Origin of the sequence: Aeromonas sp. S19(2024), assembly GCF_041402625.1 — a bacterium.
Classification (GTDB): domain Bacteria; phylum Pseudomonadota; class Gammaproteobacteria; order Enterobacterales; family Aeromonadaceae; genus Aeromonas; species Aeromonas caviae.
On sequence record NZ_JBGLQU010000003.1, the window covers coordinates 272972 to 295082 of the forward strand.

Here is a 22111-nt window from a genome sequence, read left to right on the forward strand (position 1 = left end):
TGGTGGCCAAAGTGGGGAAGAAAGGGTTGAGGATAACGGTTGGGATCACGCCCATAGCCAGTCCCCTGTGGTAAACTGCCCGCATTTCCGTTTGGTCCTGAATATGCCTCGGCAGTTCCCCATGTTTTGAGAATCCCAATGACCACCAATATCTCTTCCCTGGCTAGCCTGATCTGGTCGGTTGCCGACCTGCTACGTGGTGATTTCAAACAATCCCAGTATGGCCGCATCATCCTGCCCTTTACCGTGCTGCGTCGTCTTGAGTGTGTGCTGGCACCGAGCAAGGCCCAGGTGCTGGCCATGGTAGATACCACCAAAGCCATGCCGGAGCTGGCCAAAGAGAAGCTGCTGCTCAATGCCAGCGGCCACGCCTTCTACAACAGTTCGCCGCTGGAGCTGGCCAAGCTGGGTGAAACCCATGTGGGTGATAACCTGGATGCCTACGTGCGGGCCTTCTCCAAGGATGCTCGTGAGATCTTCGAGCACTTCAACTTCGATGCCAGCATCAACCTGTTGGAAGATGCTGACCTGCTCTACAAGGTAGTGCGCTCCTTTGCCAACGTGGATCTCTCCCCGGAAGCGGTAGACAACTACCACATGGGTCTGGTGTTCGAAGAGCTGATCCGCCGCTTTGCGGAAAGCTCCAACGAGACAGCTGGTGAGCACTTTACCCCTCGCGATATCGTGCGGCTCACCACCTCCCTGGTGTTTGCCGGTGATGATGAGGCGCTCGGCAAGCCGGGCATTGTGCGTTCCATCTATGACCCCACTGCGGGGACTGGTGGCTTTCTCTCTTGCGGCATGGAGTATCTGCACGAGCTGAATCCCGCCGCACGGCTGGCCACCTTCGGTCAGGAGCTCAACCCCGAGTCCTACGCCATCTGTAAGGCTGACATGCTGATCAAGGGGCAGGAGATAAGTAACATCAAGCTGGGCAATACCCTCTCTGATGACCAGTTGCCCTACAAGACCTTCGATTATTGTCTGTCCAACCCGCCATTCGGGGTGGACTGGAAAAAGGTCGAAAAACAGGTGCGGGATGAAGCGACCAAGCTGGGCTTTAACGGCCGCTTTGGCCCAGGCTTGCCACGGGTATCTGACGGCTCCTTGCTATTTTTGATGCACCTCATCGCCAAGATGCAGCAACCCACGGCTGAGTGTGCGGGCTCCAAGATCGGGATTATCCTCAACGGCTCACCGCTCTTTACCGGTGGGGCGGGCAGTGGCGAGAGCGAGATCCGCCGTTATATTCTTGAGCACGACTTGCTCGATGCGCTGGTGGCCCTGCCCACCGATATGTTCTACAACACCGGCATTGCCACCTATATCTGGGTGCTCTCCAACCACAAACCGGCCGAGCGTAAGGGCAAGGTGCTGCTGATCAACGCCAGCGATATGCACAGCCCGATGCGTAAATCGCTGGGGTCCAAGCGCAAACAGCTGAGCGATGAGGCGTTAAGCGAGATCGTCAGCCTCTATAGCCGCTACGAAGAGAGCCCGATCGCCAAAATCTTCCCCACCACGGCCTTTGGCTATCGCCGCCTGACCATCGAGCGGCCGCTGAAACTGGCATTCTACCCGCAGGATGCCGAGCGCCTTGCCAGCCTCACTGCCGATAAAGGGTGGGCCAAGCTCGATGGCACTTTGCAGTCCGCCATCCTGACTGCCCTGGGCCAGTTCTCTGAGGTCAAACTGCTCTCTCGCGACAAATTCAAAAAGCAGCTGACCAAGCTGCTGGGTGAGGTCAAGCTGCCTGCCCCGGCCTTTAAGCTGCTGGTGAGCCATCTGGGTGAGCAGGACGACGCCGCCGAAGTGTGTAAAACCAAGGGCGAGCAGGAGGCTAATGCGGATCTGCGGGATAACGAAAATGTGCCGCTGGGGGAAGACATCCATGAATATCTGAAGCGTGAGGTGCTGCCCCATGTGCCGGATGCCTGGATAGACACCAGTAAAACCGACCCGCTCGATGGCCAGGTGGGTATCGTTGGCTACGAGATCCCCTTTAACCGCCACTTCTACCAGTACCAGCCGCCCCGGGAGCTAGCAGCGATTGATGCTGATCTCGATGCGGTCGCCAAGGAGATTATGCAGCTGCTGGCGGAGGTGCATTCATGAGCGAAGTCGTTGCTACTGCTCAGCAAGGGCTGGCAGGTAATTATCACCCCTATCCGGAATATAAGGATTCGGGAGTGGAGTGGTTGGACACAGTTCCAAGCCATTGGGATGCTAAGCGCCTTGGCCAGTTTCTTTTCGAACGTAGGGAAAAGGTAAGTGATAAAGACTATGCCGCACTTTCGGTTACAAAAAATGGGATTTTGCCTCAGTTAGATACAGCGGCTAAAAGTGATGCCGGTGATAATCGAAAACTGGTGAAAACCGGTGACTTTGTGATCAACAGTCGTTCCGACAGAAAGGGATCTTCAGGGATTTCTGAGCGTGATGGTTCAGTATCTCTAATCAGTATTGTGATGGAGCCAAAAGGGATAAACCATCGATACATCCATCACTTACTGAGAAGCTATCCATTTCAAGAGGAATTTTATCGATGGGGGAAAGGGATCGTCGCTGACCTGTGGAGCACTAACTACAGCGAGATGAAAAATATTATCTTGCCTATACCCACAGATACTGAGCAACGCACCATAGCCGCCTTCCTCGACTACGAAACCTCCCAGATTGACCGACTGATTTCCCAGCAGCAGCGGCTGATCGAACTGCTTAAAGAGAAGCGGCAGGCGGTGATCTCCCACGCCGTCACCAAGGGACTGAACCCCAATGCCCCCATGAAAGATTCCGGCATCGAGTGGCTTGGCCAAGTGCCGGAGCATTGGGCAACACTTAAATTCAACCATTGTGCAAGTATTCGTAATGGTCAAGTAGATCCAACGATTAGCCCATATAACGACCACATATTGATCGCTCCTAACCACATCGAGAGTGGTACAGGCAGAATACTTTATATGCAGACAGCTGAGGAGCAAGGTGCTGACAGTGGAAAGTATATTTGTAAGAAAGGTGAGGTCATTTACAGCAAGATTAGGCCAGCGCTAGTAAAAGTATGCCTGTCACCAGAAAATCATGTGATTTGTAGTGCTGATATGTATCCAATTTGTGGCAGAAATGGTCTCGAAAATGATTTTCTGCTTTGGTTTTTATTGTCTGACAATTTTACTCGCTTTGCTGTTAACCAAGCTGACCGTGTTGCAATGCCAAAAATAAATAGAGATAGTCTCAGCGAGAGCCGTATACCTGTACCGCCAAAAAAAGAACAAGTTGAAATAGTCAGTTTCCTTAATCGCAAGACAGGGATGCTTGATACACTGATTGAAAAGTCAGTAAGGGCAATAACCTTGATGCAAGAACGCCGCACCGCTCTTATTTCAGCGGCCGTCACTGGCAAGATCGATCTGCGTGGTTGGACGCCGCCTGCCGACGAGGTGGCGGCATGAGCGATATCAAGCTGTTCCGTTATGGTCAGCAAGGGGTGAACGAGCTGGAAGGCAAGGCTGCCGTGGTGGAAAAGCAGTTGCAGACTCTGATCGAGCAGCAGATGGCGGCCTTTCTTGGGGTTCGCTTCTTGGCCAGCGAATACACTACCGGCAAGACCCACAAGGGGCGGATCGATTCTCTCGGGATCGATGAGAATGGCTGCCCGGTGATCATCGAGTACAAGCGTTACAGCAACGAAAATGTCATCAATCAGGGTCTTTTCTATCTGGATTGGTTGCTCGACCATCAGGCCGAGTACCGCTGGCTGGTGATGGAGACGCTGGGGAAAGAAGTGGCTGACAGCATCGAGTGGGTTGGCACCCGTTTGCTCTGCATCGCCGGTGATTTTACCCGTTATGATCTGCACGCCGTACAGCAGATCAACCGCAATGTCGAGCTGATCCGCTACAAGCTGTTTGGTGATGATCTGCTGATGCTGGAGTTGGTCAATGCGGTGACCAGCCAGATCAATAAACCCTCAACCCCGACAGAGCTTGGGCTGCCGCCATCGATACCGGTGAGTGAACCGGTCCAAGCCACCAATGGCCATGTCCGTACCAATGCTGAACGTCTGGTTGCTGCCACTCCTTCGCTGCGTACTCTCCACGAGTCAGTGTGCGATTTTATTGAGGCGCTGGGTGATGAGGTGCAACGCAAGGAGCTCAAGCTCTACACGGCCTTCAAGAAGATTCGCAATTTTGTCTGCGTGGTGATTGCCTCCACCCAGCAGAACCCTCACCTCAAGCTCTACCTCAATCTCGACCCCGATACCGTCGAGCTAGCGGAGGGAAGGGTTGTCGATGCCCGCAACAAGGGCCACTGGGGAACCGGTGATCTGGAACTGACCATTCGTCACCAGCAGGACTGGGAAAAGGTGATCGCCCTGATTGAGCGTTCCTATCTGGAGAATTGATTCGTATGGACAACAAAGCACGGGAAAAAGCCTTTCAGGACCATATCATCGCGCAGCTGGCCGCTTCGGGCTGGCTGGTGGGTGAGTCGGCTCATTACGACAAAGAGCGAGCTCTCTACCCGGAAGATTTGATCGCCTTTGTGCAAGAGAGCCAGCCTGAGGGGTGGCAGAAGTTCTGCAAGACCTATGGCGAGCAACCAGAACGTCATCTGCTGGATGGTGCAGTGCGCCAGCTGAAACGCAGTGAAGGGGGAACCCTGTGGTTGCTGCGTAATCAGATTGAAGATCGCGGCCATCGACTCAAGGTGGCCAGCTTCAAGCCTGATCATGACTTGAATCCCGAGTTGCTGGCTCGTTATCAGGCCAACCGGCTGCGGGTTGTGCCCGAGTTGGTCTATAGCCCCCATGGCTATGATGGCCGCATCGATCTAACCCTCTTTTTGAACGGCATCCCGGTGGCGACACTGGAGCTCAAATCTTGTTTCAAGCAGTCGCTGGAGAATGCCAAGAAGCAGTATCGGGAAGATCGTCTGCCCAAGACCAATGGGCGTGATGAGCCACTACTGAGTTTTCGCCGCGGGGCGCTGGTGCACTTTGCAGTGAATCAGTTCGAGGTGGCGATGACCACTAAACTGGCGGGCGACTCGACTTTCTTCCTGCCATTCAACCAGGGCACCCGTGAGGGGGGGGCGGGCAATGATCAGCCCTTGCCAGTGAATGGTGAGGAGGGCATTGCTACCGGTTATCTGTGGCAAGAGATCCTGCAACCGGATAACTTCCTGCGGATACTGAGTCGCTATCTGCACCTTGAGGTCAAGGTGGAAGAGGATGAGCTGGGGCGGCAGAAGAAGAAAGAGACGATGATCTTTCCTCGCTATCACCAGTGGAAAGTGGTTCAGAATTTGTTGGCCACGGTGGGACAGGAGGGGGCTGGTCAGAAGTACCTTATCCAGCACTCGGCAGGGTCTGGCAAATCCAACTCGATTGCCTGGCTGACCCATCAGCTAGCCACGCTCTACCTGGATAAAGGGGAGAAGTTGTTCAATTCGGTGATTGTGATTACCGATAGAACGGTGCTCGACAGCCAGTTGCAAGAGACTATTGCCCAGTTTGACCATGCTGATGGGGTGGTGAGTCGCATCAACCGGGAAGAGGGAGATGGCTCCAAGTCGGCACAACTGACCGAGGCACTGGCTAGTGGCACGCCTATCATCATCGTCACCATTCAAACCTTCCCGCACGTACTCAAGGCCATTCAGGAATCGACCACACTGAAAGGCTCTCGCTTTGCGGTGGTTGCCGATGAGGCGCATTCAAGCCAGACCGGCAGCACGGCTCGTCAGTTGCGTGAAGTCTTGATGACCGAGCAGCTGGATGGGGAAGAGGAACTCAGCGGCGAAGATGTGATGAACATGACGCTGGCCGCTCGTGGCGGCAGCCAGAACATCAGCTATTTCGCCTTTACGGCAACCCCGAAGGGTAAAACGCTGGAGCTGTTTGGCCGCCCAGCGAACCCGGCGATGCCGCTTGGCCCGGATAACAAGCCCAATCCATTTCATGTTTACTCCATGCGTCAGGCGATCGAGGAGGGTTTTATCCTCGACGTGCTGAAGAACTACACCAACTATTCGCTTGCCTACAAACTCGCCATGAAGGCAGAAGAGGCGGATAAGGAAGTGGATGCCAAGAAGGCTCGCATCAGGCTTTCCAAGTGGGTGCGGCTACACCCGCACAATATCGGCCAGAAAGTGGCGATCATCGTTGAGCATTTCCGCACCAACGTGGCCAATCTCCTTGGAGGGCAGGCCAAGGCGATGGTTGTGACGTCGAGTCGGTTGGAGGCTGTTCGCTACAAGCTGGCGTTCGACAAGTATGTAACAGAGCAAGGCTATGGTGCTATTCGTGCCATGGTGGCGTTCTCTGGAGACATCGAAGAGGAAGGGCAGAGCTTTAACGAGCGGAACATGAACCCCGAGCTTAATGGGCGGGATATGCGTAAGGCATTCGATACCCAGGACTATCAGGTGATGCTGGTGGCCAACAAGTTTCAGACCGGTTTCGATCAGCCCAAGCTGTGTGCCATGTATGTGGACAAGAAGCTGACAGGAGTGGATTGCATCCAGACCCTTTCTCGCCTCAACCGCACCTATCCCGGTAAGGAGAGCACCTTTGTGCTCGATTTTGTGAATGATCCGCAGGATGTGCTGGAGGAGTTCCAAAAATATTTTGAGACAGCCACCCTCGATACCGTATCCGATCCCAATCTGGTCTATGACCTGTTCCACAAGCTGAAAGCGACGGGTATCTTTACCTGGAGCGAGGTGGAGGCGTTTAGTGATGCCTATTTCGATCCCAAGCGTGGGGCCGAAGCCTTGCCCGGTTATATCAAACCGGCTGTCGAACGGTTCACCAAACGTTACAAGCTGGCCAGTGAAGCTGTGAGGGAGTGTCGCCAGATGCTCAAACGCATCGAGCGGGAAGGCGGGTCTGCGACTGATAAGGTAAATGCCGAACGGCGGGTCAAAGAAGCGACCGAAGCCCGGGGCGAGCTGGATCTCTTCAAGAAAGATCTCAACAGCTATGTGCGGTTCTATGAGTTTGTCTCCCAGATCACCGCCTTTGATGACGAATCATTGGAGCGGCTCTGCGTGTTCGCCCGCCACCTGCTGCCGATGCTGCGTCAGGAGGTGCTGGAGGAGGATGAGATTGACCTCTCCCAGGTGTTGCTGAGCCATTACAACCTCAAGGCCAAGCGAACTCAGGATCTCAAGCTCAAAGCTGATGCAAGCGGCAATGGCTTGCAGGGCATTTCGGCGCTTGGCAGTGCTAAAGCAAAAGAGGAGAAGAAGGACTTCCTCTCTCACATCCTGGAGCAATTGAACGATCTGTTCGGTACAGAGGTGACTGATGGGGACAAGCTGGATTGGCTGCAGGGGATGGCCAGCAAGATTGCGGAAAACCAGCCCTTGATGGATCAGGTGCGAAATAACCCCCGCGACGCCATCATGCTGGGTGACTATCCCAAGGCGGTTGATGCGGCCGTGATCGAGCGGATGGATATCCAGAATGGCATGTCGCTGGACTACCTCTCTCGACCCGAGGCGGCCAACCGTATCCAGAGCCTACTCCTGGATATCTTGCTCAAAGGCTTGCAGGGGGGATTGAGCCATCAGAATTAAGTTGGGTTAATTGGCACCATTGTTCCCCAGCCTAATAACACGAGGGGGAAGAGGTGATTATGGTCAACTGCCGATTTTGAGGCATATCTATGAACTTTTCTTATCATCGGTAGCATAGAAAAGATCGTATTAATGCATAGAAATCGGCAGATTAATTACCTCGCTTGGTGTTGTAATCGGTTGGGTAATCTTAACTGTTGAATGAACAAGGGGTCCCGAAGGACCCCTTGGGTTTATAGCAAGCAGCTCAAGTAATTTAGCGCGATCTGACGCAATGAAAGATAGTATCTGCAACGCATCTCAATACCGGTAATGGAGCCATATCGGTAGCCATCGTATTCTGGGCAACACCGCCATCAACACCATAAAAGTCCATGATTTCATGGATTTTGGCAATCTGCTGCGGTGTTACGTTTAATTCACCGAATAGACGGCCCTGAATCGGATTTTCATCACAAGGTACAATCCACAATGCTTGTGTGCCAGCATGGTCACAATCTGAAAAAAGAATATTCAGCTTGTGTTGGCCGGGCAAACTTTGCGCCAGTGTGCGACTCATTAACAAATAGCTGCTGTGTGCTTCGTGTTGATAACGCATAGGTGTTTCCTCATGGTTGGTTTCGTTTGGCTTATATCGATTGCCGTAAGTCGAATGTGTTGCCAAACACCATGTGGATTAAACAGATCCCTGTTTTACCTGGAATTATCAACCCAAGTAATTAATAACATTGCTTGAGGTATATTGACAAGAGGGTGCTGGGTGAGTCATCACTGGGCTTATACCTGAATGTCCAGTATTTAATTTATCAATAATGCGGAGTGTTCTTGGCATAAGTAACTCGTGTATCCAAACGACGCGAGGTTACTGTTATGACACACCACTATGATGATCACCCCGGACAGGGCGATCACATCATTAATCAAGCTTTGGCCATTCTGGAGAGCCGACAGCGGCATCTGGGCCATGCCTTCACTCAGCCCAAAGCGGCAGCAGACTTCCTTCGGCTCAAGATGGGTGAATACGAACGGGAAGTGTTCGCCGTCATGCTGCTCGACAATCAGCATCGGCTACTCGATTACCAAGAGCTGTTCTTCGGCACAATCAATGCTGGCACCGTTCACCCCCGTGAGGTGGTCAAGGCGGCTCTCAACAAAAACGCCGCAGCGGTCATTCTGGCCCATAACCATCCCTCTGGTATGGTCGATCCCTCGGATGCCGACAAGGCTGTCACAGCTCGTCTCAAGGAGTTGCTCGAGATGGTTGACGTGCGAGTGCTCGACCACTTTGTGGTGGGACAGCACGACATCGTCTCGTTTGCCGATAGGGGGCTGCTATGACCCCATCCAAACAGCTACAGGCTCTGTTCGACAAGATCATCGGCAGCTACCCCGATGCCACTGCCCTGACCCTCAACTTCCGAAGTCCCGATTATTCCGCCGACACTGGTGGATACCGTCCGGTCGAAATTCGTCTGGAGAAACGGGCTGGGAGTTGGGGGCTCCTCTATGTGACGGAGTTCTGCTATGTCACCGATGAGCTGACTAAGTCGCTGGATTTCGACTTCGCCGCTGGGGTGTTCTACGACCCCTGGTGTGGAGAACGGCCGTTGGCCACAACCATGGACCTCTACCGGCTCTGGGAGAGGAACTTTCTCACCTATTACCGGATGGAGGTTTACCACTTGGATATTTCCCAAGAGTGATTGTTATGAACGACTTCACGAAAGCCCTGCTGCTCGATGCCTTGAAAGCGGCATTGACGGCATTTGCATCGGTCATCGTCAACGCGATGATGGCTCGCTATATGCCACCACACTTCTACAACATGAATGGAGATGAATACCAATGAAGAAGATGATCCTGAGTTCCTTGGCCCTGGCAGTATTGACCAGTGGCACTCTGTTTATTCACCAGCAACGTAAGGTCAAGAAGGCTGAATTGGCTAAGGTATTGCGGATGCCTGGTAGTACAACACATCATTAAGTCGAACCTGCAACCTATATATGTACTATTCAGATAATTATGAGTCCGTCATGCTGACAGAATGGGGTGGCGTTACCTGCATGGTACATATGTACCATTCAGATCATAACGAGTCCGTTAATTCGTCAGGATGGGGCGAGGCTACCTGCATGGTACATATGTACCATTCAGATCATAACGAGTCTGTTAATTCGTCATGATGGTGCGAGACTACCTGCATGGTACATATGTACCATTCAGGTCATAACGAGTCCGTTGATTCGTTAGGATGGGGTGACGCTACCTGCATGGTACATATGTACCATTCAGATAAAAACGAGTCCCTTTGTCATTAGGCTCCTCGGCGAGTAGCTCTAACATATGTAGTAAACAGATATCTCTGGCCCTTTATGGGCACCTAAAAACCCCTGCGGGCCCTCCATCACGGAGCGGCCCGTTTTCATTTGTATCACTGGCACAGGTCAATAGACCAAGCCCGTGTGACGCGAGCGAAAGTGCCACTTTTTGCCGGTCATATGGGTTCCTTTCGACCTTCTGACCGGTCGCGTCAGTGTACCTTGCCCTATTGACCAGGAGGAGACCATGGCACTGGTGGGATATGCACGTGTCAGCACTGTGGGGCAGAGCCTGGATGCCCAGCTTCAGGCACTGGCCGAGTGCAGCAAGATATTCAGGGAGAAGGTGAGCGGGGCCAAGGATGACCGTCCGCAGCTCGCGTTGATGCTGGATTTTGTTCGTGAGGGAGACGTAGTGATGGTGACCAAGCTGGATCGCTTGGCTCGCAACACTCGCCACCTGTTGGAGATCTCGGAGTACCTGCACGCTAAGCGGGTTGCTCTGAGGATTTTGAATCTGGGTATCGATACCTCGACACCTACCGGAAAACTGATGTTGACCATGATCGGTGCCATCGCCACGTTTGAGCGGGAGCTGATGCTGGAGCGTCAGGCAGAAGGGATTGCTATGGCAAAAAAGCGTGGGGTCTACAAAGGTCGCAAGCCGACCGCCATGGCTAAAGGGGAGGAGGTGCTGTCACTCGCTGAACGGGGAATAGCCAAGGCAGAGATAGCACGTCGAACGGGGATTAGCCTATCCAGTGTGCAAAGAATACTCAGGAAGTTAGAGGGAAGATCAATGTAATCAACAAGATAAAGTCGTCATTAATGCGTGAAAGCGCTATCAATCACACAAATCTTAGCTGCGATTTATTAGCATGCCTCCTTTGGAATCAAATTGGGTTCGGTGTGCTGATAATAAAAAAGACAAGGAGAGAAATAGATGTCAGTTCGTTCACTGGTGAGTATGGGTATATGCATAGCTCTGACTGCTTGTGGAGGTGGTGGTGGAGATAGCGGTGGCACCCCGACCCCTCCTAAACCCAAGGCCGCGATCTCGGGGAAGGCGATCGATGGGTATGTTCAAGGTGCCTCTGTCTATCTGGACCTGAACTTCAATCGGCAATGGGATGAGGGAGAGCCTAAGAGCATCACATCTGGGGCTGGTGATTATCGTCTGGAGCTGACAGAGGCTCAGCAAGCGTGTGCTCAATACGTGCCCTTGGTTGTCGATGTGCCTGTTGGGGCCGTGGATCTGGATCTGGGGCCTGTTGAGAAGGCTTATCAGATGGTACTACCGCCGAAGTTCAAGCCGATCACGCAAGATGATTTCTATCATGTGACGCCGCTGACCACTGTGCTGTGGAGTTCAGTAGAAAAGGAGTTGGCTGCTGGTGGGGCTCTGACTTGCCAGAGTGTGATGGAAAACCAGCAAAAGCGTGAGCAACTGATGCAGTCGCTGAAGCTGGCTGTAGATCGGGTGGTGTATCACTACAACATCCCCGAGAATAAACTGTTCGATGACTTCATCGCTACCGGTGATGACGAGACGGCGATCAAGGCCCAAGAAATCGTACGCGGGCTACAGAAGTCATTCAGCGCCAGTGAAGAGCTAAAGCGTGCCCATCCTGATGCGTTCTATGCCTATGTGGATTACCACCAGGGTGACTCGAGAGACAACAACAATGCGTATCCCAAGGCTTGGTATCGCGAGCAAGGGATCTATTGGCCAACCAAGAGTCAAACTGAGCTGGTTAAAGTCAGTAACGACTTCAATCAAGATATAAAAACCATCATCTATGGCGAGAAGATCAGCGTTGCTGGCAAGGACTACCGCTATAGCAATAGCTACGAGTTTGAGTCTCGGAATGGAGACGGAACCCCTTACAGCTGCGACATCAAGGAGACTGTCTCCACTAACGCTGATGCGAAGGAATACGAGCTGGTGAACCTTGCTAACGGTGAGGCTCAGGCGTTTGAAGATTGCATCCCAGAGAACCTGACTGGGGCAATTACTCATCGCTACGCGACGGTCGGCTATAAAGCGGAAGGGGCCAACTACAGCAGCCAGTTTGTTTACTTCCTCGGCGGTTCTGCCAGTTTCCCTTTCCTCAGTAACTGGGTAGGGATGGCTCATGATCACGCGACTCGTAACATGAACGAGTTGGTTGCCGCTTTCGAGCAACTGCCGTACCGCTATGATGACAAGACGCCGGAGCCGGATGCTGATGCTTGGTTCAAGAAACAGACTGTGACTGACAGCAACAAGGTCACCACCACTATCAGCTATGACAACCAAGGGCGTTACCGCAAGTTCACCGTCTTTGCTGATGGGACGCACAAAGAAGAGTGCGGCACTGATGGTGTTGTATGGGGGACGTGCAACCAGTAACACTTCAAGGAGCCCATATCGGGCTCCTTTTTATTCGAACAACCGCCTCGCGGTAGTTTCTTCTATCGATAAAATGAGGAGTTGCAGTATGAGATTTTTTACGTCGTCTATTTTTTTGTTACTTTCTGTCACATCATCCGTTGCTCTGGCTGAAGGCAAGAATGGGGAGGCTCGTCGTACGTTTTCGTGTGAGACGGCAAAACACCGGATTTTTATTGATTCAACCGACAACAATTCTTACCGCTACCGCTCTTGGAATAAGCCCAAGGCTATAAGTGAAAAACCAGATGTCGAGTTAATAGATCAGAGGGCATGGCGTCCTCAGGGCACTGGGGTTTGTAGTTACACTGCGTGGGATTTCTCGCGAGGGAATGTAAATTACCTTGTGTTCGAGCCAGGTGGGTGTGGTGAAGCTCCTGCTTCGGGCGAACCAGAAGACCATGGAGAATTGGTAGTAATGATTGATGATGTCGAAAAGCTACGCCTTAGATGTCAATGATTGGGAGCCATCCATATAGCAGCTAGTCCCAGGTTGTGGGTGGGAGCACATCGTGTAGGAACAGGTCGTGCCCCCTCCTATTAAAGCGGTCATCGTCTTCTTTCGCTATAGCTACAAATCTTGCTTCTGCTCGACGAATCGCCCGATATTATTGTCTCGTTTCGTCCAGTTACCGTTGGTTGGATTTTAAACCTGAGTCCGATCACGAGCTGAACCCAGCCGGTAGCACTCACCTGTATTGGTACCATGGTTTGCCCTCTCACTGCACCCCAACAACAAAACCTGTACAACACACTTCGACTAGTTTTTGCATCAACATCTTCTGATGCCATCGCCATGGGGCTGGCTGATTCCCCACGGAATATGGCTTGAAGCGTTGAGGGCGGGCGGGTAGGATTGCCCTGTTTGTTACCCATTTAAGCATGTCCACTTGATGTGGATGACCGTACTTCCGGCGGGTTCTCGCTTGTTGAGGTTTCAGAACACTGTGATGGCGTTCAGTTCCATCCCCAAGTGCCTGATTTATTTGGGCTCGCATTGATAACCCGTCGACCTGGTCAGGACCGGAAGGTAGCAGCCAAGGCGGGGGACTCGAGTGCCGGGATGTGGCTGGTAGGGCCACCACCTGTTTCTGCTATTCAACAAGTTACTGCTAATACCCCCTTCAGACCTCTTGGTAATCCACTTCATGTGGATGAATCAGGAGTCTTCAAAGTGCATTTTCAGCTCTCCTCACATGCTATTTGCTCTACCGCAAGGTGAGCCTGTGCCCTATGGGCGTTCATCAGGCTTCAGACCGCGCCTGGCTCAAACTTCCTCTTGATCTTCAGCACTGTCCCCTTGAGATCATGCTTTCCCTCAGTCACCTCCCGTGGCCTCTATGGCCCAGCCATCTTCTGACTTTCAGCACTGCAAGCTCTTGCAGTACGCCATCTGACGCCTCCTTTTGTTGGCGCTGGCAGAGCAGGTGAGGCCATGTGCGTGACGCGACACCATGCCGGGGCCACGCGGCAACGCGACCCCCTCTGGTGGCGGGAGCTCGGAGAGGCTATCTTGCCGTTGCTGGAGACGCCGGGCACCGGTTTCATGCGGTGCAGCTCTTCCACTCTGTTTTACGGAAGGTGCGGCCCCGTGCAGGGGCTGCTCTCTACTCACCAGATACCAGGTTGGCAGGCGTGTCAGATTGCAGAACCCGTCAGCCTCTTTTCGCGCCCCTGAGGGGCGCCGTTTTCTGTGGTTGCTCAAAGGAGCCCTGATGATTGGCATGATCGCATCTCTACTCAAACCGGGCCTGCCCGAACACCCGGATTCCTCGCAATATCAGGGGGGCCGGTTCAACAATGCCGTGACACCCCAGGCGCGAAGCCTCTGGGAAGGGGCCAGGCTCTGGTGGGACTTCCTGTTCGCCAAGCCTGAGGGCACGGTGCCGGATCGCGCCATTCCGGTACAGGTCATGACCCGGGAGGGGCTCATTGCGGCGCCGGACAACAGCGTGTGGCGCCTCGGCCACTCCACTCTGCTGCTCAAGTTGCAGGGCACGTTCTGGCTGACGGATCCCGTGTTCAGCGAGCGGGCCTCGCCGGTGCGGTGGTTCGGCCCCAAGCGCTGGCATCAGCCGCCCATCACCCTGGAAGCGTTGCCTCCCATCGAGGGGGTGATCCTCTCCCATGATCACTACGACCATCTCGATCACGGGGCCATACTGGCGCTGCAGGAGAAGGTCGGCCACTTCATCACGCCCCTCGGGGTGGGGGCGCGCCTCATGGCCTGGGGGATTGCGAAGGAGAAGATCCGCGAACTGGACTGGTGGCAGCAGACCCGGGTGGGCGGTGTCACCCTGGTAGCGACCCCGGCCCAGCATTTCTCCGGCCGTGGCCTCGGGGACGGCAACCAGACCCTCTGGGCCTCCTGGGTCATTCGCGGCGAGGGGGTCAACCTCTTCTTCAGCGGTGACAGCGGCTACTTCGACGGTTTCAAGGAGATTGGCAGGCGCTACGGTCCGTTCGACGTGACCTTCCTCGAGACCGGGGCCTACGACAAGCGCTGGGAGCTGGTGCACATGCTCCCGGCGCAGACGGCGCAGGCGTTTCACGATCTCGGGGGGAAATGGCTCTATCCGGTGCACAACGGCACCTTCGATTTGGCCATGCACCGCTGGAACGATCCGCTTGAGCAGATTGCCCGCCTGGCTGCGGAGCAACAGATCCCCCTGACCACGCCTGTCATGGGGGAGCCTCTGGAGGTGCTGAACCCCCATGAGGGCAGCGCCTGGTGGCGCGATTGACCTGAGTGCCCTCCAAGGACGGTGTCACCCCTCAAAGGGGCGTGCGGGAGGTTGGGGCCGGGCCCTGTGAGCGCCCCCGCTGCCTCCCCATCCTCTGCGCCGGACCCGTGACGGCCAGGCGGGGAGGGCGCACGGGAGCGCCTTGCCCGCGTTATCTTCTGCCACCAGAGTCTTGCTGATACCTCACTCGGGCTGGGCGGCGGCAGACGCCTGGCGCTTGAAGGGACCTGGCTTGTTGGCTTTGCGGTGTTCCGAGACCAGGATCAGCAGGCGCTGCAAGGCGATGAAGCTGAACAGCAGCAGGCCGATGATGATCTTGGTCCACCAGGAGCTGAGGGTGCCGTCGAAGTTGATGTAGGTCTGGATCAACCCCTGGATCAGCACCCCGAACAGGGAGCCGAAGACGGTGCCCACCCCGCCGCTCAGCAGGGTGCCGCCGATGACCACGGCGGCGATGGCATCGAGCTCCACCCCGACGGCGGCGAGCGGATAGCCCGCCGAGGTATAGAGCGCGAACACTATGCCTGCCAGGGTCGCCAGGGTGGTGGAGAGCAGGTAGATGCGAATGGTGGTGTGGCGCACCGAGATCCCCATCAGGGCCGCCGAGGTGGCGTTGCCGCCGATGGCGTAAACGTTGTTGCCAAAGCGGGTGCGGTTGGCGAGCAGGATGCCGAAGACCACCACCGCCAGCATGATGAGGGCCAGCAGGCTCAGGCGACCGCCCCCCGGTATCTTCCACGACAGGCTCGACAGGTAGGTGAAGGTGGGGTGATCGATGGGCAGGGACTGCTCGGAGATGAGAAAGCTGGCCCCCCGCAGGAAGAACATGCCCGCCAGGGTGATGATGAAGGCGGGGATCTTCAGGGTGTCGATGAGCCAGCCCATGAGGGCGCCAAAGCCTGCCCCGAGCACCAGCACCAGAGGGATGGCCAGCACGGGGCTGACGCCCAGCTTCCCGATGAGGGTTGCCAGCAGCACGCCGGTGAAGGCGATGACGGCCCCCACCGACAGATCGATGCCCCCCGAGAGGATGACGAAGGTCATGCCCACCGCCACTATTCCCAGAAACGCGTTGTCCGTCAGGATGTTGCAGATGATGCGGGTGGACATGAAGGCTGGGAAGGAGGCCAGGCAGAGCAGATAGCCCAGCACGAAGACCATGATGGTCACCATCAGGGGGAGGTTGCGTTTAAACATGGCGAGTCCCTCGCTGGAAGAGGTGGTTGAGGGCCGGTGACTGCATGACCAGCACCGCCAGCACCACCAGGGCCTTGACGATCTGGTTCCACTGGGGCTGGTAGCCGGAGAGCAGGATCCCGGTGTTCACCCCCTGGATGATCAGTATGCCGATCAGGGAGAGGGCGAGGTTGAAGCGCCCCCCCATCAGGGAGGTGCCTCCTATCACCACCGCCAGAATGGCGTCCATCTCGAGCCAGAGCCCGGCGTTGTTGGCATCGGCACCCCGGATGTCGGCGGCGACTATCATGCCGGCGACAGCGGCCATCATGCCGCTCAGCAGGTAGGTGGCGATCACCACCATGGGGGTGTTGAGCCCGGCGTTCTTGGCGGCCTTGATGTTGATCCCCACCGCTTCGATGAAGAGGCCGAGGGCGGTGCGCTTGGTCAGCAGCCAGAGCAGCAGCGCCATGCCCAGGGTGATGATGACCGGGGTGGGCAGATAGAAGAGGGAGCCGCTGCCGATCCAGGCGAGTGCGTCGTTGTTGAAGGTGATGATCTGCCCCTCGGTGATGAGCTGGGCGATGCCCCGGCCCGCCACCATGAGGATCAGGGTGGCGACGATGGGCTGGATCTTGAACACCGCCACCAGCAGGCCGTTCCACAGGCCGCACAGAAGGCCGACCCCGATGACGGCGGCGAAGATGACCGGCAGGCTGTGACCGCCGGTGGCCAGGCTGGCCATGGTGGCCCCGCTGATGGCCATGACGGCGCCCACCGACAGGTCGATGCCGCCGGTGGCGATCACCAGCGTCATGCCGAGGGAGAGCAGGGCCACCGGGGCACAGCGGTTGAGGATGTCGATGAGGCTGCCAAACAGCCGCCCATCCTGGATGTGGATGGCGAAGAAGTTGTCGGCGACCAGAGCATTGATGAGCAGCACGCACACCAGGGCGGCGCACTGGGCCGAGCCCGTGGGCCACTCCCTGCGGGCGCGCGACCCCTTGGCGAGGGGAAGAATGGATGACGTCATATCAGGCCTCACATGCAATGGCGTTCATGATGGCAGGGACGCTCAGGGCGTCCGTCGCAAGCTCTGCCACCTGTTTTCTGTCACGAAGGACGATCACCCGATCGGCATAGCCCACCAGCTCCTCGAGCTCGGAGGAGATGACCAGCAGGGCCAGCCCGTTGGCGCAGAGGGATTCGATGAGGCGGATGATCTCGGCGTGGGCCCCCACGTCGATGCCCCGGGTGGGCTCGTCCAGGATCAGGAACTGGGGTTTGGTGAGCAGCCAGCGGGCGAGCAGCACCTTTTGCTGGTTGCCCCCGGAGAGAAACTGGATGGGCTGCTCTGGTCCCGGGGTCTTGATGGCCAACTGCTCGATGAGGCGGGCGGTGATCTCGTCCTGTTCCTTGCGAGACAGGGGATGCAACCAGCCCCGCTGGGCTTGCAGGGCCAGCACCATGTTCTCCCGCACCGAGGCCGAGGCGATGATGCCGGCGCTCTTGCGATCCTCCGGGCAGAAACCAAAGCCGTTGGCGGCCGCCTGGCGTGCAGAGCGGATGGTCACCGGTTTGTCCCGCACCCGGCACTCGCCGCTGTCGCTCGGCACTATGCCGAACATCAGCTCGGCGGTCTCGGTACGACCGGACCCGAGCAGGCCGGCGAGACCCACTATCTCCCCGGGCATGACGTCGAGACTGAAGGGGGCGATGACTCCCCGCTTGCCATAGTCCCTGAACGACACCATGGGCTGGTTGCTGCGCAGTGTCTTGCCCGCCCGCTTGAGGGCATTGTCGTCCAGCTCGCGTCCCAGCATCATCTTGACCAGCTCCAGTTGTGGCAGTGCCTGGGTGTCGCGGGTGCCGACCAGCTCGCCGTTGCGCAGCACTGTGATGCGATCGCTGATGGCGTAGACCTGATCGAGAAAATGGGTGATGAAGATGAGGCTCACCCCCTGATCCCGCAGGCGCGTCATCAGGGAGAAGAGCATCTGGACTTCGCTGGCATCCAGGCTCGCGGTGGGCTCGTCCAGGATCAGGATCCTGGCGGAGAGGGACACCGCCCGGGCGATGGCCACGATCTGCTGCATGGCGACCGAGTAGTGGTCGAGGGGCAGGGTGACATCCATCTCGAAGCCGTGGCTGGCCATGATGGCGCTGGCCTGCCGGGTCATGGCGCCCCGGTCGATGAAGCCGAAACGGCGGGGCTCATGGCCGATGAAGAGGTTGTCCGCCACCGACATGTTCGGCAGCAGGTTGACCTCCTGATAGACGGTGCCTATCCCCAGACGCTGGGCATGGGCGGTGTCCGTCGGGGAGATGGGGACGCCATCGAGTTCGATACGGCCGGCGTCTCGCTGATAGACACCGGTGAGGGTCTTGATCAAAGTGGACTTGCCGGCCCCGTTCTCGCCGAGCAGCGCCATGATCTCTCCCCGGCGCAGGGAGAAGTCCACCTGATGCAGGGCTCGTACTCCGGGAAACGCCTTGCATATTCCGCGGGCATTCAATACGACATCGTGAGTGTTCTCTGACATGAACATTGGCTCTCCGATATAGCGCGCCATACAAGTTCAATCACTTATATGGCGCGCTATGTGACAGTCTGGCGGGGGAGCGGGATTAATAACCCATGTCTTTTTTCAGCTCGAGCTGCGCCTCGGCACTCCCGGGCTCAAACAGTTTGGACTCCGTCTTGATATGTTTGGGGGGCAGGGTGCCATCTTTCTTATAGGCCAGCAGGGCATCGAAGGCCGGTCCCGCCATATTCGGCGTGAGCTCCACCGAGGCATTGGCTTCGCCTGCGATCATCGCCTTGAAAATATCCGGCACGCCATCGATGGAGATGATCTTGATATCCTTGCCCGGTTTCAGCCCGGCCTCTTTAATGGCCTGGATGGCGCCGATGGCCATGTCATCGTTATGGGCGTAGACGGCGCAAATATTCTTGCCGCTATTTTCCGCCTTGATGAAGCTCTCCATCACCTCTTTGCCTTTGCTGCGGGTGAAGTCGCCGGACTGGGTGCGGATGATCTTGATGGTGGGCACGGCCGCGACGGTGTCGAGGAAGCCCTTCTTGCGATCCAGCGCCACGCTGGCACCCACCGTGCCCTGCAATTCCACCACGTTGCACGGTTTGCCATCCTGCTGCTTGATGAGCCACTGGGCTGCCACTTCCCCTTCGTGGACGCTGTCGGCGGCGACCCCGGTCATGAAGAGGCCGTCATCTTTTACCGTGATATTGCGATCCAGCAGGAAGACCGGGATCTCGGCCTCTTTCGCCTCCTGCAATACCGGCTCCCAGCCAGTCTGTACCACGGGGGCAATAAAGATGGCATCCACTCCTTGGGCAATAAAGGAGCGAATGGCCTTGATCTGGTTCTCCTGTTTCTGCTGGGCATCGGCAATTTTCAGGATGATGCCGCGTTTTTGGGCCTCGCTCTTGGCGACCGATGTTTCTGCAGCTCGCCACCCGGATTCAGAACCAATTTGCGAGAAGCCCACGGTCATCTCTGCAGAATATGCAGTTGCCGAGAGAATAAGGGTGCTGATAATGCTCGCCAGTTTCACTTTTTTATACATATGACACTCCTTTGTGATGCATGGTGAAATAAACCGGAACACGTCAGGTTTTTATTGTACGGGTCAAGGTTATAGGCTCTTGAATTAAACGGCGGGAGGTGGCTCACAGAAAATTTTCAGCAGCACGATGCTTCATACAAACAGCAGAAGAGTTCATATATCGAGCCCTGCCTGCATTGATTTTTATGCATATTTATTTAATTAGGCAACCATTGTGTCCAGAGTGCCACCTGCTTTTTGCCCCCGTTATCGGGGGCGCAGGCACGCAGATGAGGGGCCCTCGTCAACGAAGAGGGGGATATTCCCCTGGCACAGGCGACCCCTCTTGGCGCACCGCTGCCAGCAGATAATCCACGAAGGCCCGGACCCGGGCCGAGAGGTGACGGTGCTGTGGGTAGAGGGCGTAGAAGGGGCGGGATCGCCCCGCAAAGGGGGTCATCACCTCGATCAGCTTGCCTTGCAACAGCGCCTCGGCCGCCACGAAATGGTAGATCTGGAACAGACCGCCCCCAGCCACCGCCCAGCCCAGGCCCGCCAGCACATCGTCAAGCACCCGCTGTCTGCTCTGAACATGAAGGTCGACAGGGTCCCCCTGCTCGTTCACGAACTGCCAGGGGAAGGGGCGACCCGTGCTCGGGGTGATGAACTGGATCAGATCATGTTGCGACAGCATCTCCAGGGAGGTTGGCGCGGGGCGGCGGGCGGCATAATCGGGGGCGCAGAAGACCCCGAGGCTGGCATCCTCCAGCTTGCGGGCGATGATCCTCCCATCGCGCGGCTCCCCCAGCCGGATGGCCAGATCGTAACCATCCTCCACGAAGTCGATGTTCCTGTTGGAGACATTGAGCTCCAGCTCGACCTCGGGATAGGCCGCCATGAAGCCCGGCAGCAGGGGCACCAGACGGTGGTGGGCATAGACGGTGCCCACGCTGATGCGCAGCACTCCTCTGGGGTGGCGCTGGCGGCCGGTGATGGCCCGCTCGGCCTCGGCGATCTGCTCGAGCGCCTGCTGGCACTGTTCCCGATAGAGCTCCCCGTCATGGGTGAGGCGCACGCTGCGGGTGGTGCGATGGAAGAGTTTGACGCCGAGCCTGGCCTCGAGACGCTGGATGGAGCGGCTCACCGAGGCGGGCGTTACCCCCAGTACCTGAGCCGTGGCGGTAAAGCTGCCAAGTTCGGCTGCCTTGCAAAAGAGCTCTATGGTGCCGAGCTGGACGGGGTCGAAGGCACGGGACATATGTTCATCCATGTAAATAATCAAGTTCAATGGTGTGAGTTTATTCATCCTTGGGTAATCAGTAAATTGCTCATCGCGGGCGGCCCGGTGGCCGCCCGATCGATCACTGCCATCAAAAGGAAGATCACGATGAAGAACACCCTCAAGGCCGTGCTGGCCTCACTGCTGCTGGCGACCTCCGCTGCGGCCAGCGCCGCCCCGAAAGGAGAGATCCTGGTGCTGCTCTCGAGCGAGACCGAACTGCCGCTGCAAGGGGGCAAGAGCCTGACCACCGGCTTCTACCAGAATGAACTGGGGGTGCCTGCCGCCGCCCTGCTGGAGGCCGGTTATACCCTGACCCCGGTGACCCCGAGAGGGAACCGGCCCGTTGTCGACACGCACTCCGTCGATCCCCAGTACTTTGGTGGCAACCCGCAGGAGATGGTGCGCATCGGCGCCGTCGTGGAGGGGCTGCTTGGCACCGGCAAGGTGCTCTCCCTGAGGGAGGTGCTGGCATCCGGTCCCGAGCGCTATGCCGGCCTCTTCATTCCCGGCGGCCACGCGCCCCTCATCGATCTTGCCAAGGATCCCGAGGTGGGGACCCTGCTTCGCCACTTCCATGACAACCACAAACCCACGGCCGCCATCTGCCACGGCCCCATCGCGCTGCTGGCGGCGCAGGCGGATCCGGCCGGGTTCGAGCAGTCGGTCATTGCAGGCAAGGCAGACGGCGCCAGAGAGTGGATCTACGACGGTTACAGGATGACCATCTTCTCCGACAAGGAAGAGGCGGTGTTTGAAGGCTCCCTTGGGGGTGACAAGCTGCGCTACTACCCGGCGAAGGCCATGGCCCAGGCCGGTGGCAGCATGCAGTTCGTGGCACCCTGGCAGCCTGGCGTTGTGATCGATCGCGAGCTCATCACAGGCCAGAATCCCTTCTCCGATCACGCCCTGGCGAGCGCCTTCATCGCGGCGCTGGACAAACAGCAAGGGGCAGGCTGACGCCAGGAGAGGCGCAAGTTCCCCCCTTGATCAGTGCAGGCAGCCCCCATGGGCT

18 protein-coding genes and 1 other RNA gene are annotated in these 22111 nt (G+C 56.6%); 13 read left to right on the forward strand and 6 right to left on the reverse strand.

The features are described 5' to 3' along the window. Nucleotides 1-138 precede the first annotated feature (138 nt). From ACB037_RS08600 to ACB037_RS08615, 4 genes are read left to right on the forward strand one after another with little or no spacing between them, the layout of a single operon-like run. Entirely contained in the window at nucleotides 139-2115 is a 1977-nt protein-coding gene (locus ACB037_RS08600) for an N-6 DNA methylase (protein WP_371175200.1), read from the forward strand. Beyond that, nucleotides 2112-3449: a restriction endonuclease subunit S gene (locus ACB037_RS08605; RefSeq protein WP_371175201.1), complete on the forward strand. Its 1338-nt coding sequence runs from the start codon at nucleotides 2112-2114 to the stop codon at nucleotides 3447-3449. The genes ACB037_RS08600 and ACB037_RS08605 overlap by 4 nt, the downstream gene beginning before the upstream one ends. After that, complete coding sequence (locus ACB037_RS08610; RefSeq protein WP_371175202.1) at nucleotides 3446-4402, forward strand: DUF5655 domain-containing protein; 957 nt, start codon at nucleotides 3446-3448, stop codon at nucleotides 4400-4402. The genes ACB037_RS08605 and ACB037_RS08610 overlap by 4 nt, the downstream gene beginning before the upstream one ends. A gap of 5 nt (nucleotides 4403-4407) precedes the next feature. Beyond that, entirely contained in the window at nucleotides 4408-7581 is a 3174-nt protein-coding gene (locus ACB037_RS08615) for a type I restriction endonuclease subunit R (RefSeq protein ID WP_371175203.1), read from the forward strand. A 256-nt stretch (nucleotides 7582-7837) separates the two neighbouring features. On the opposite strand, the gene ACB037_RS08620 is transcribed toward ACB037_RS08615, so the two are convergent. Next, the gene (locus ACB037_RS08620; protein ID WP_141116491.1) at nucleotides 7838-8179 is read right to left on the reverse strand and encodes a hypothetical protein; all 342 of its coding nucleotides are present in this window, start codon (nucleotides 8177-8179) and stop codon (nucleotides 7838-7840) included. Nucleotides 8180-8451: 272 nt separating this feature from the next. Between ACB037_RS08620 and radC the strand changes: the two genes are divergently transcribed. The 8 genes from radC (at nucleotide 8452) to ACB037_RS08660 (ending at nucleotide 15074) form a co-directional block, all read left to right on the forward strand. Then, on the forward strand, nucleotides 8452-8919 hold the full coding sequence (radC, locus tag ACB037_RS08625; protein ID WP_073350485.1) for a DNA repair protein RadC: 468 nt from the start codon (nucleotides 8452-8454) through the stop codon (nucleotides 8917-8919). Then, complete coding sequence (locus ACB037_RS08630; protein ID WP_119197676.1) at nucleotides 8916-9284, forward strand: DUF2787 family protein; 369 nt, start codon at nucleotides 8916-8918, stop codon at nucleotides 9282-9284. Before radC ends, ACB037_RS08630 begins: the two co-directional genes overlap by 4 nt. A gap of 5 nt (nucleotides 9285-9289) precedes the next feature. Next, entirely contained in the window at nucleotides 9290-9430 is a 141-nt protein-coding gene (locus tag ACB037_RS08635) for a hypothetical protein (protein WP_164470740.1), read from the forward strand. Between the two features lie 716 nt (nucleotides 9431-10146). Beyond that, nucleotides 10147-10704, forward strand: a complete 558-nt coding sequence (locus ACB037_RS08640; protein ID WP_371175204.1) for a recombinase family protein — start codon at nucleotides 10147-10149, stop codon at nucleotides 10702-10704. Nucleotides 10705-10842: 138 nt separating this feature from the next. Beyond that, nucleotides 10843-12291 carry a hypothetical protein gene (locus tag ACB037_RS08645; protein ID WP_371175205.1) on the forward strand — a complete coding sequence of 483 codons (1449 nt, stop codon included), beginning with the start codon at nucleotides 10843-10845 and terminating at the stop codon, nucleotides 12289-12291. 88 nt (nucleotides 12292-12379) lie between these two features. Next, the gene (locus ACB037_RS08650; RefSeq protein ID WP_371175206.1) at nucleotides 12380-12790 is read left to right on the forward strand and encodes a hypothetical protein; all 411 of its coding nucleotides are present in this window, start codon (nucleotides 12380-12382) and stop codon (nucleotides 12788-12790) included. 524 nt (nucleotides 12791-13314) lie between these two features. Continuing rightward, nucleotides 13315-13408, forward strand: an RNA gene (ffs, locus tag ACB037_RS08655) — signal recognition particle sRNA small type. A gap of 637 nt (nucleotides 13409-14045) precedes the next feature. Further along, nucleotides 14046-15074, forward strand: a complete 1029-nt coding sequence (locus ACB037_RS08660) for an MBL fold metallo-hydrolase (protein ID WP_371175207.1) — start codon at nucleotides 14046-14048, stop codon at nucleotides 15072-15074. 183 nt (nucleotides 15075-15257) lie between these two features. Here the strand turns inward: ACB037_RS08660 and yjfF are convergent, their stop codons facing one another. From yjfF to ACB037_RS08685, 5 genes are all read right to left on the reverse strand, one after another. Continuing rightward, complete coding sequence (yjfF, locus tag ACB037_RS08665; protein ID WP_266139670.1) at nucleotides 15258-16271, reverse strand: galactofuranose ABC transporter, permease protein YjfF; 1014 nt, start codon at nucleotides 16269-16271, stop codon at nucleotides 15258-15260. Next, nucleotides 16264-17283: a galactofuranose ABC transporter, ATP-binding protein YtfT gene (ytfT, locus tag ACB037_RS08670; protein ID WP_010674605.1), complete on the reverse strand. Its 1020-nt coding sequence runs from the start codon at nucleotides 17281-17283 to the stop codon at nucleotides 16264-16266. Before ytfT ends, yjfF begins: the two co-directional genes overlap by 8 nt. Nucleotide 17284: 1 nt before the next feature. Beyond that, complete coding sequence (gene ytfR / locus ACB037_RS08675) at nucleotides 17285-18793, reverse strand: galactofuranose ABC transporter, ATP-binding protein YtfR (protein ID WP_039039167.1); 1509 nt, start codon at nucleotides 18791-18793, stop codon at nucleotides 17285-17287. Nucleotides 18794-18878: 85 nt separating this feature from the next. After that, nucleotides 18879-19838 (reverse strand): galactofuranose ABC transporter, galactofuranose-binding protein YtfQ, encoded by a 960-nt coding sequence (gene ytfQ / locus ACB037_RS08680; RefSeq protein ID WP_128273170.1) that lies wholly within the window; start codon nucleotides 19836-19838, stop codon nucleotides 18879-18881. 283 nt (nucleotides 19839-20121) lie between these two features. Beyond that, nucleotides 20122-21087, reverse strand: a complete 966-nt coding sequence (locus ACB037_RS08685) for a LysR family transcriptional regulator (protein WP_371175208.1) — start codon at nucleotides 21085-21087, stop codon at nucleotides 20122-20124. Between the two features lie 117 nt (nucleotides 21088-21204). Between ACB037_RS08685 and ACB037_RS08690 the strand changes: the two genes are divergently transcribed. Beyond that, on the forward strand, nucleotides 21205-22056 hold the full coding sequence (locus tag ACB037_RS08690; RefSeq protein ID WP_201969005.1) for a type 1 glutamine amidotransferase domain-containing protein: 852 nt from the start codon (nucleotides 21205-21207) through the stop codon (nucleotides 22054-22056). Nucleotides 22057-22111 lie beyond the last annotated feature (55 nt).

Excerpts from the sequence above, each read along its gene's own strand:
- ACB037_RS08685 (WP_371175208.1), bottom strand. The coding sequence starts at position 21,087 with ATGGATGAACATATGTCCCGTGCCTTCGACCCCGTCCAGCTCGGCACC.
- ACB037_RS08610 (WP_371175202.1), top strand. The coding sequence starts at position 3,446 with ATGAGCGATATCAAGCTGTTCCGTTATGGTCAGCAAGGGGTGAACGAG.
- radC (WP_073350485.1), top strand. The coding sequence starts at position 8,452 with ATGACACACCACTATGATGATCACCCCGGACAGGGCGATCACATCATT.
- ACB037_RS08620 (WP_141116491.1), bottom strand. The coding sequence starts at position 8,179 with ATGCGTTATCAACACGAAGCACACAGCAGCTATTTGTTAATGAGTCGC.
- yjfF (WP_266139670.1), bottom strand. The coding sequence starts at position 16,271 with ATGTTTAAACGCAACCTCCCCCTGATGGTGACCATCATGGTCTTCGTG.
- ACB037_RS08640 (WP_371175204.1), top strand. The coding sequence starts at position 10,147 with ATGGCACTGGTGGGATATGCACGTGTCAGCACTGTGGGGCAGAGCCTG.
- ACB037_RS08645 (WP_371175205.1), top strand. The coding sequence starts at position 10,843 with ATGTCAGTTCGTTCACTGGTGAGTATGGGTATATGCATAGCTCTGACT.
- ACB037_RS08690 (WP_201969005.1), top strand. The coding sequence starts at position 21,205 with ATGAAGAACACCCTCAAGGCCGTGCTGGCCTCACTGCTGCTGGCGACC.
- ACB037_RS08630 (WP_119197676.1), top strand. The coding sequence starts at position 8,916 with ATGACCCCATCCAAACAGCTACAGGCTCTGTTCGACAAGATCATCGGC.
- ACB037_RS08605 (WP_371175201.1), top strand. The coding sequence starts at position 2,112 with ATGAGCGAAGTCGTTGCTACTGCTCAGCAAGGGCTGGCAGGTAATTAT.
- ytfQ (WP_128273170.1), bottom strand. The coding sequence starts at position 19,838 with ATGTATAAAAAAGTGAAACTGGCGAGCATTATCAGCACCCTTATTCTC.
- ACB037_RS08660 (WP_371175207.1), top strand. The coding sequence starts at position 14,046 with ATGATTGGCATGATCGCATCTCTACTCAAACCGGGCCTGCCCGAACAC.
- ACB037_RS08635 (WP_164470740.1), top strand. The coding sequence starts at position 9,290 with ATGAACGACTTCACGAAAGCCCTGCTGCTCGATGCCTTGAAAGCGGCA.
- ytfT (WP_010674605.1), bottom strand. The coding sequence starts at position 17,283 with ATGACGTCATCCATTCTTCCCCTCGCCAAGGGGTCGCGCGCCCGCAGG.
- ACB037_RS08650 (WP_371175206.1), top strand. The coding sequence starts at position 12,380 with ATGAGATTTTTTACGTCGTCTATTTTTTTGTTACTTTCTGTCACATCA.
- ACB037_RS08600 (WP_371175200.1), top strand. The coding sequence starts at position 139 with ATGACCACCAATATCTCTTCCCTGGCTAGCCTGATCTGGTCGGTTGCC.
- ytfR (WP_039039167.1), bottom strand. The coding sequence starts at position 18,793 with ATGTCAGAGAACACTCACGATGTCGTATTGAATGCCCGCGGAATATGC.
- ACB037_RS08615 (WP_371175203.1), top strand. The coding sequence starts at position 4,408 with ATGGACAACAAAGCACGGGAAAAAGCCTTTCAGGACCATATCATCGCG.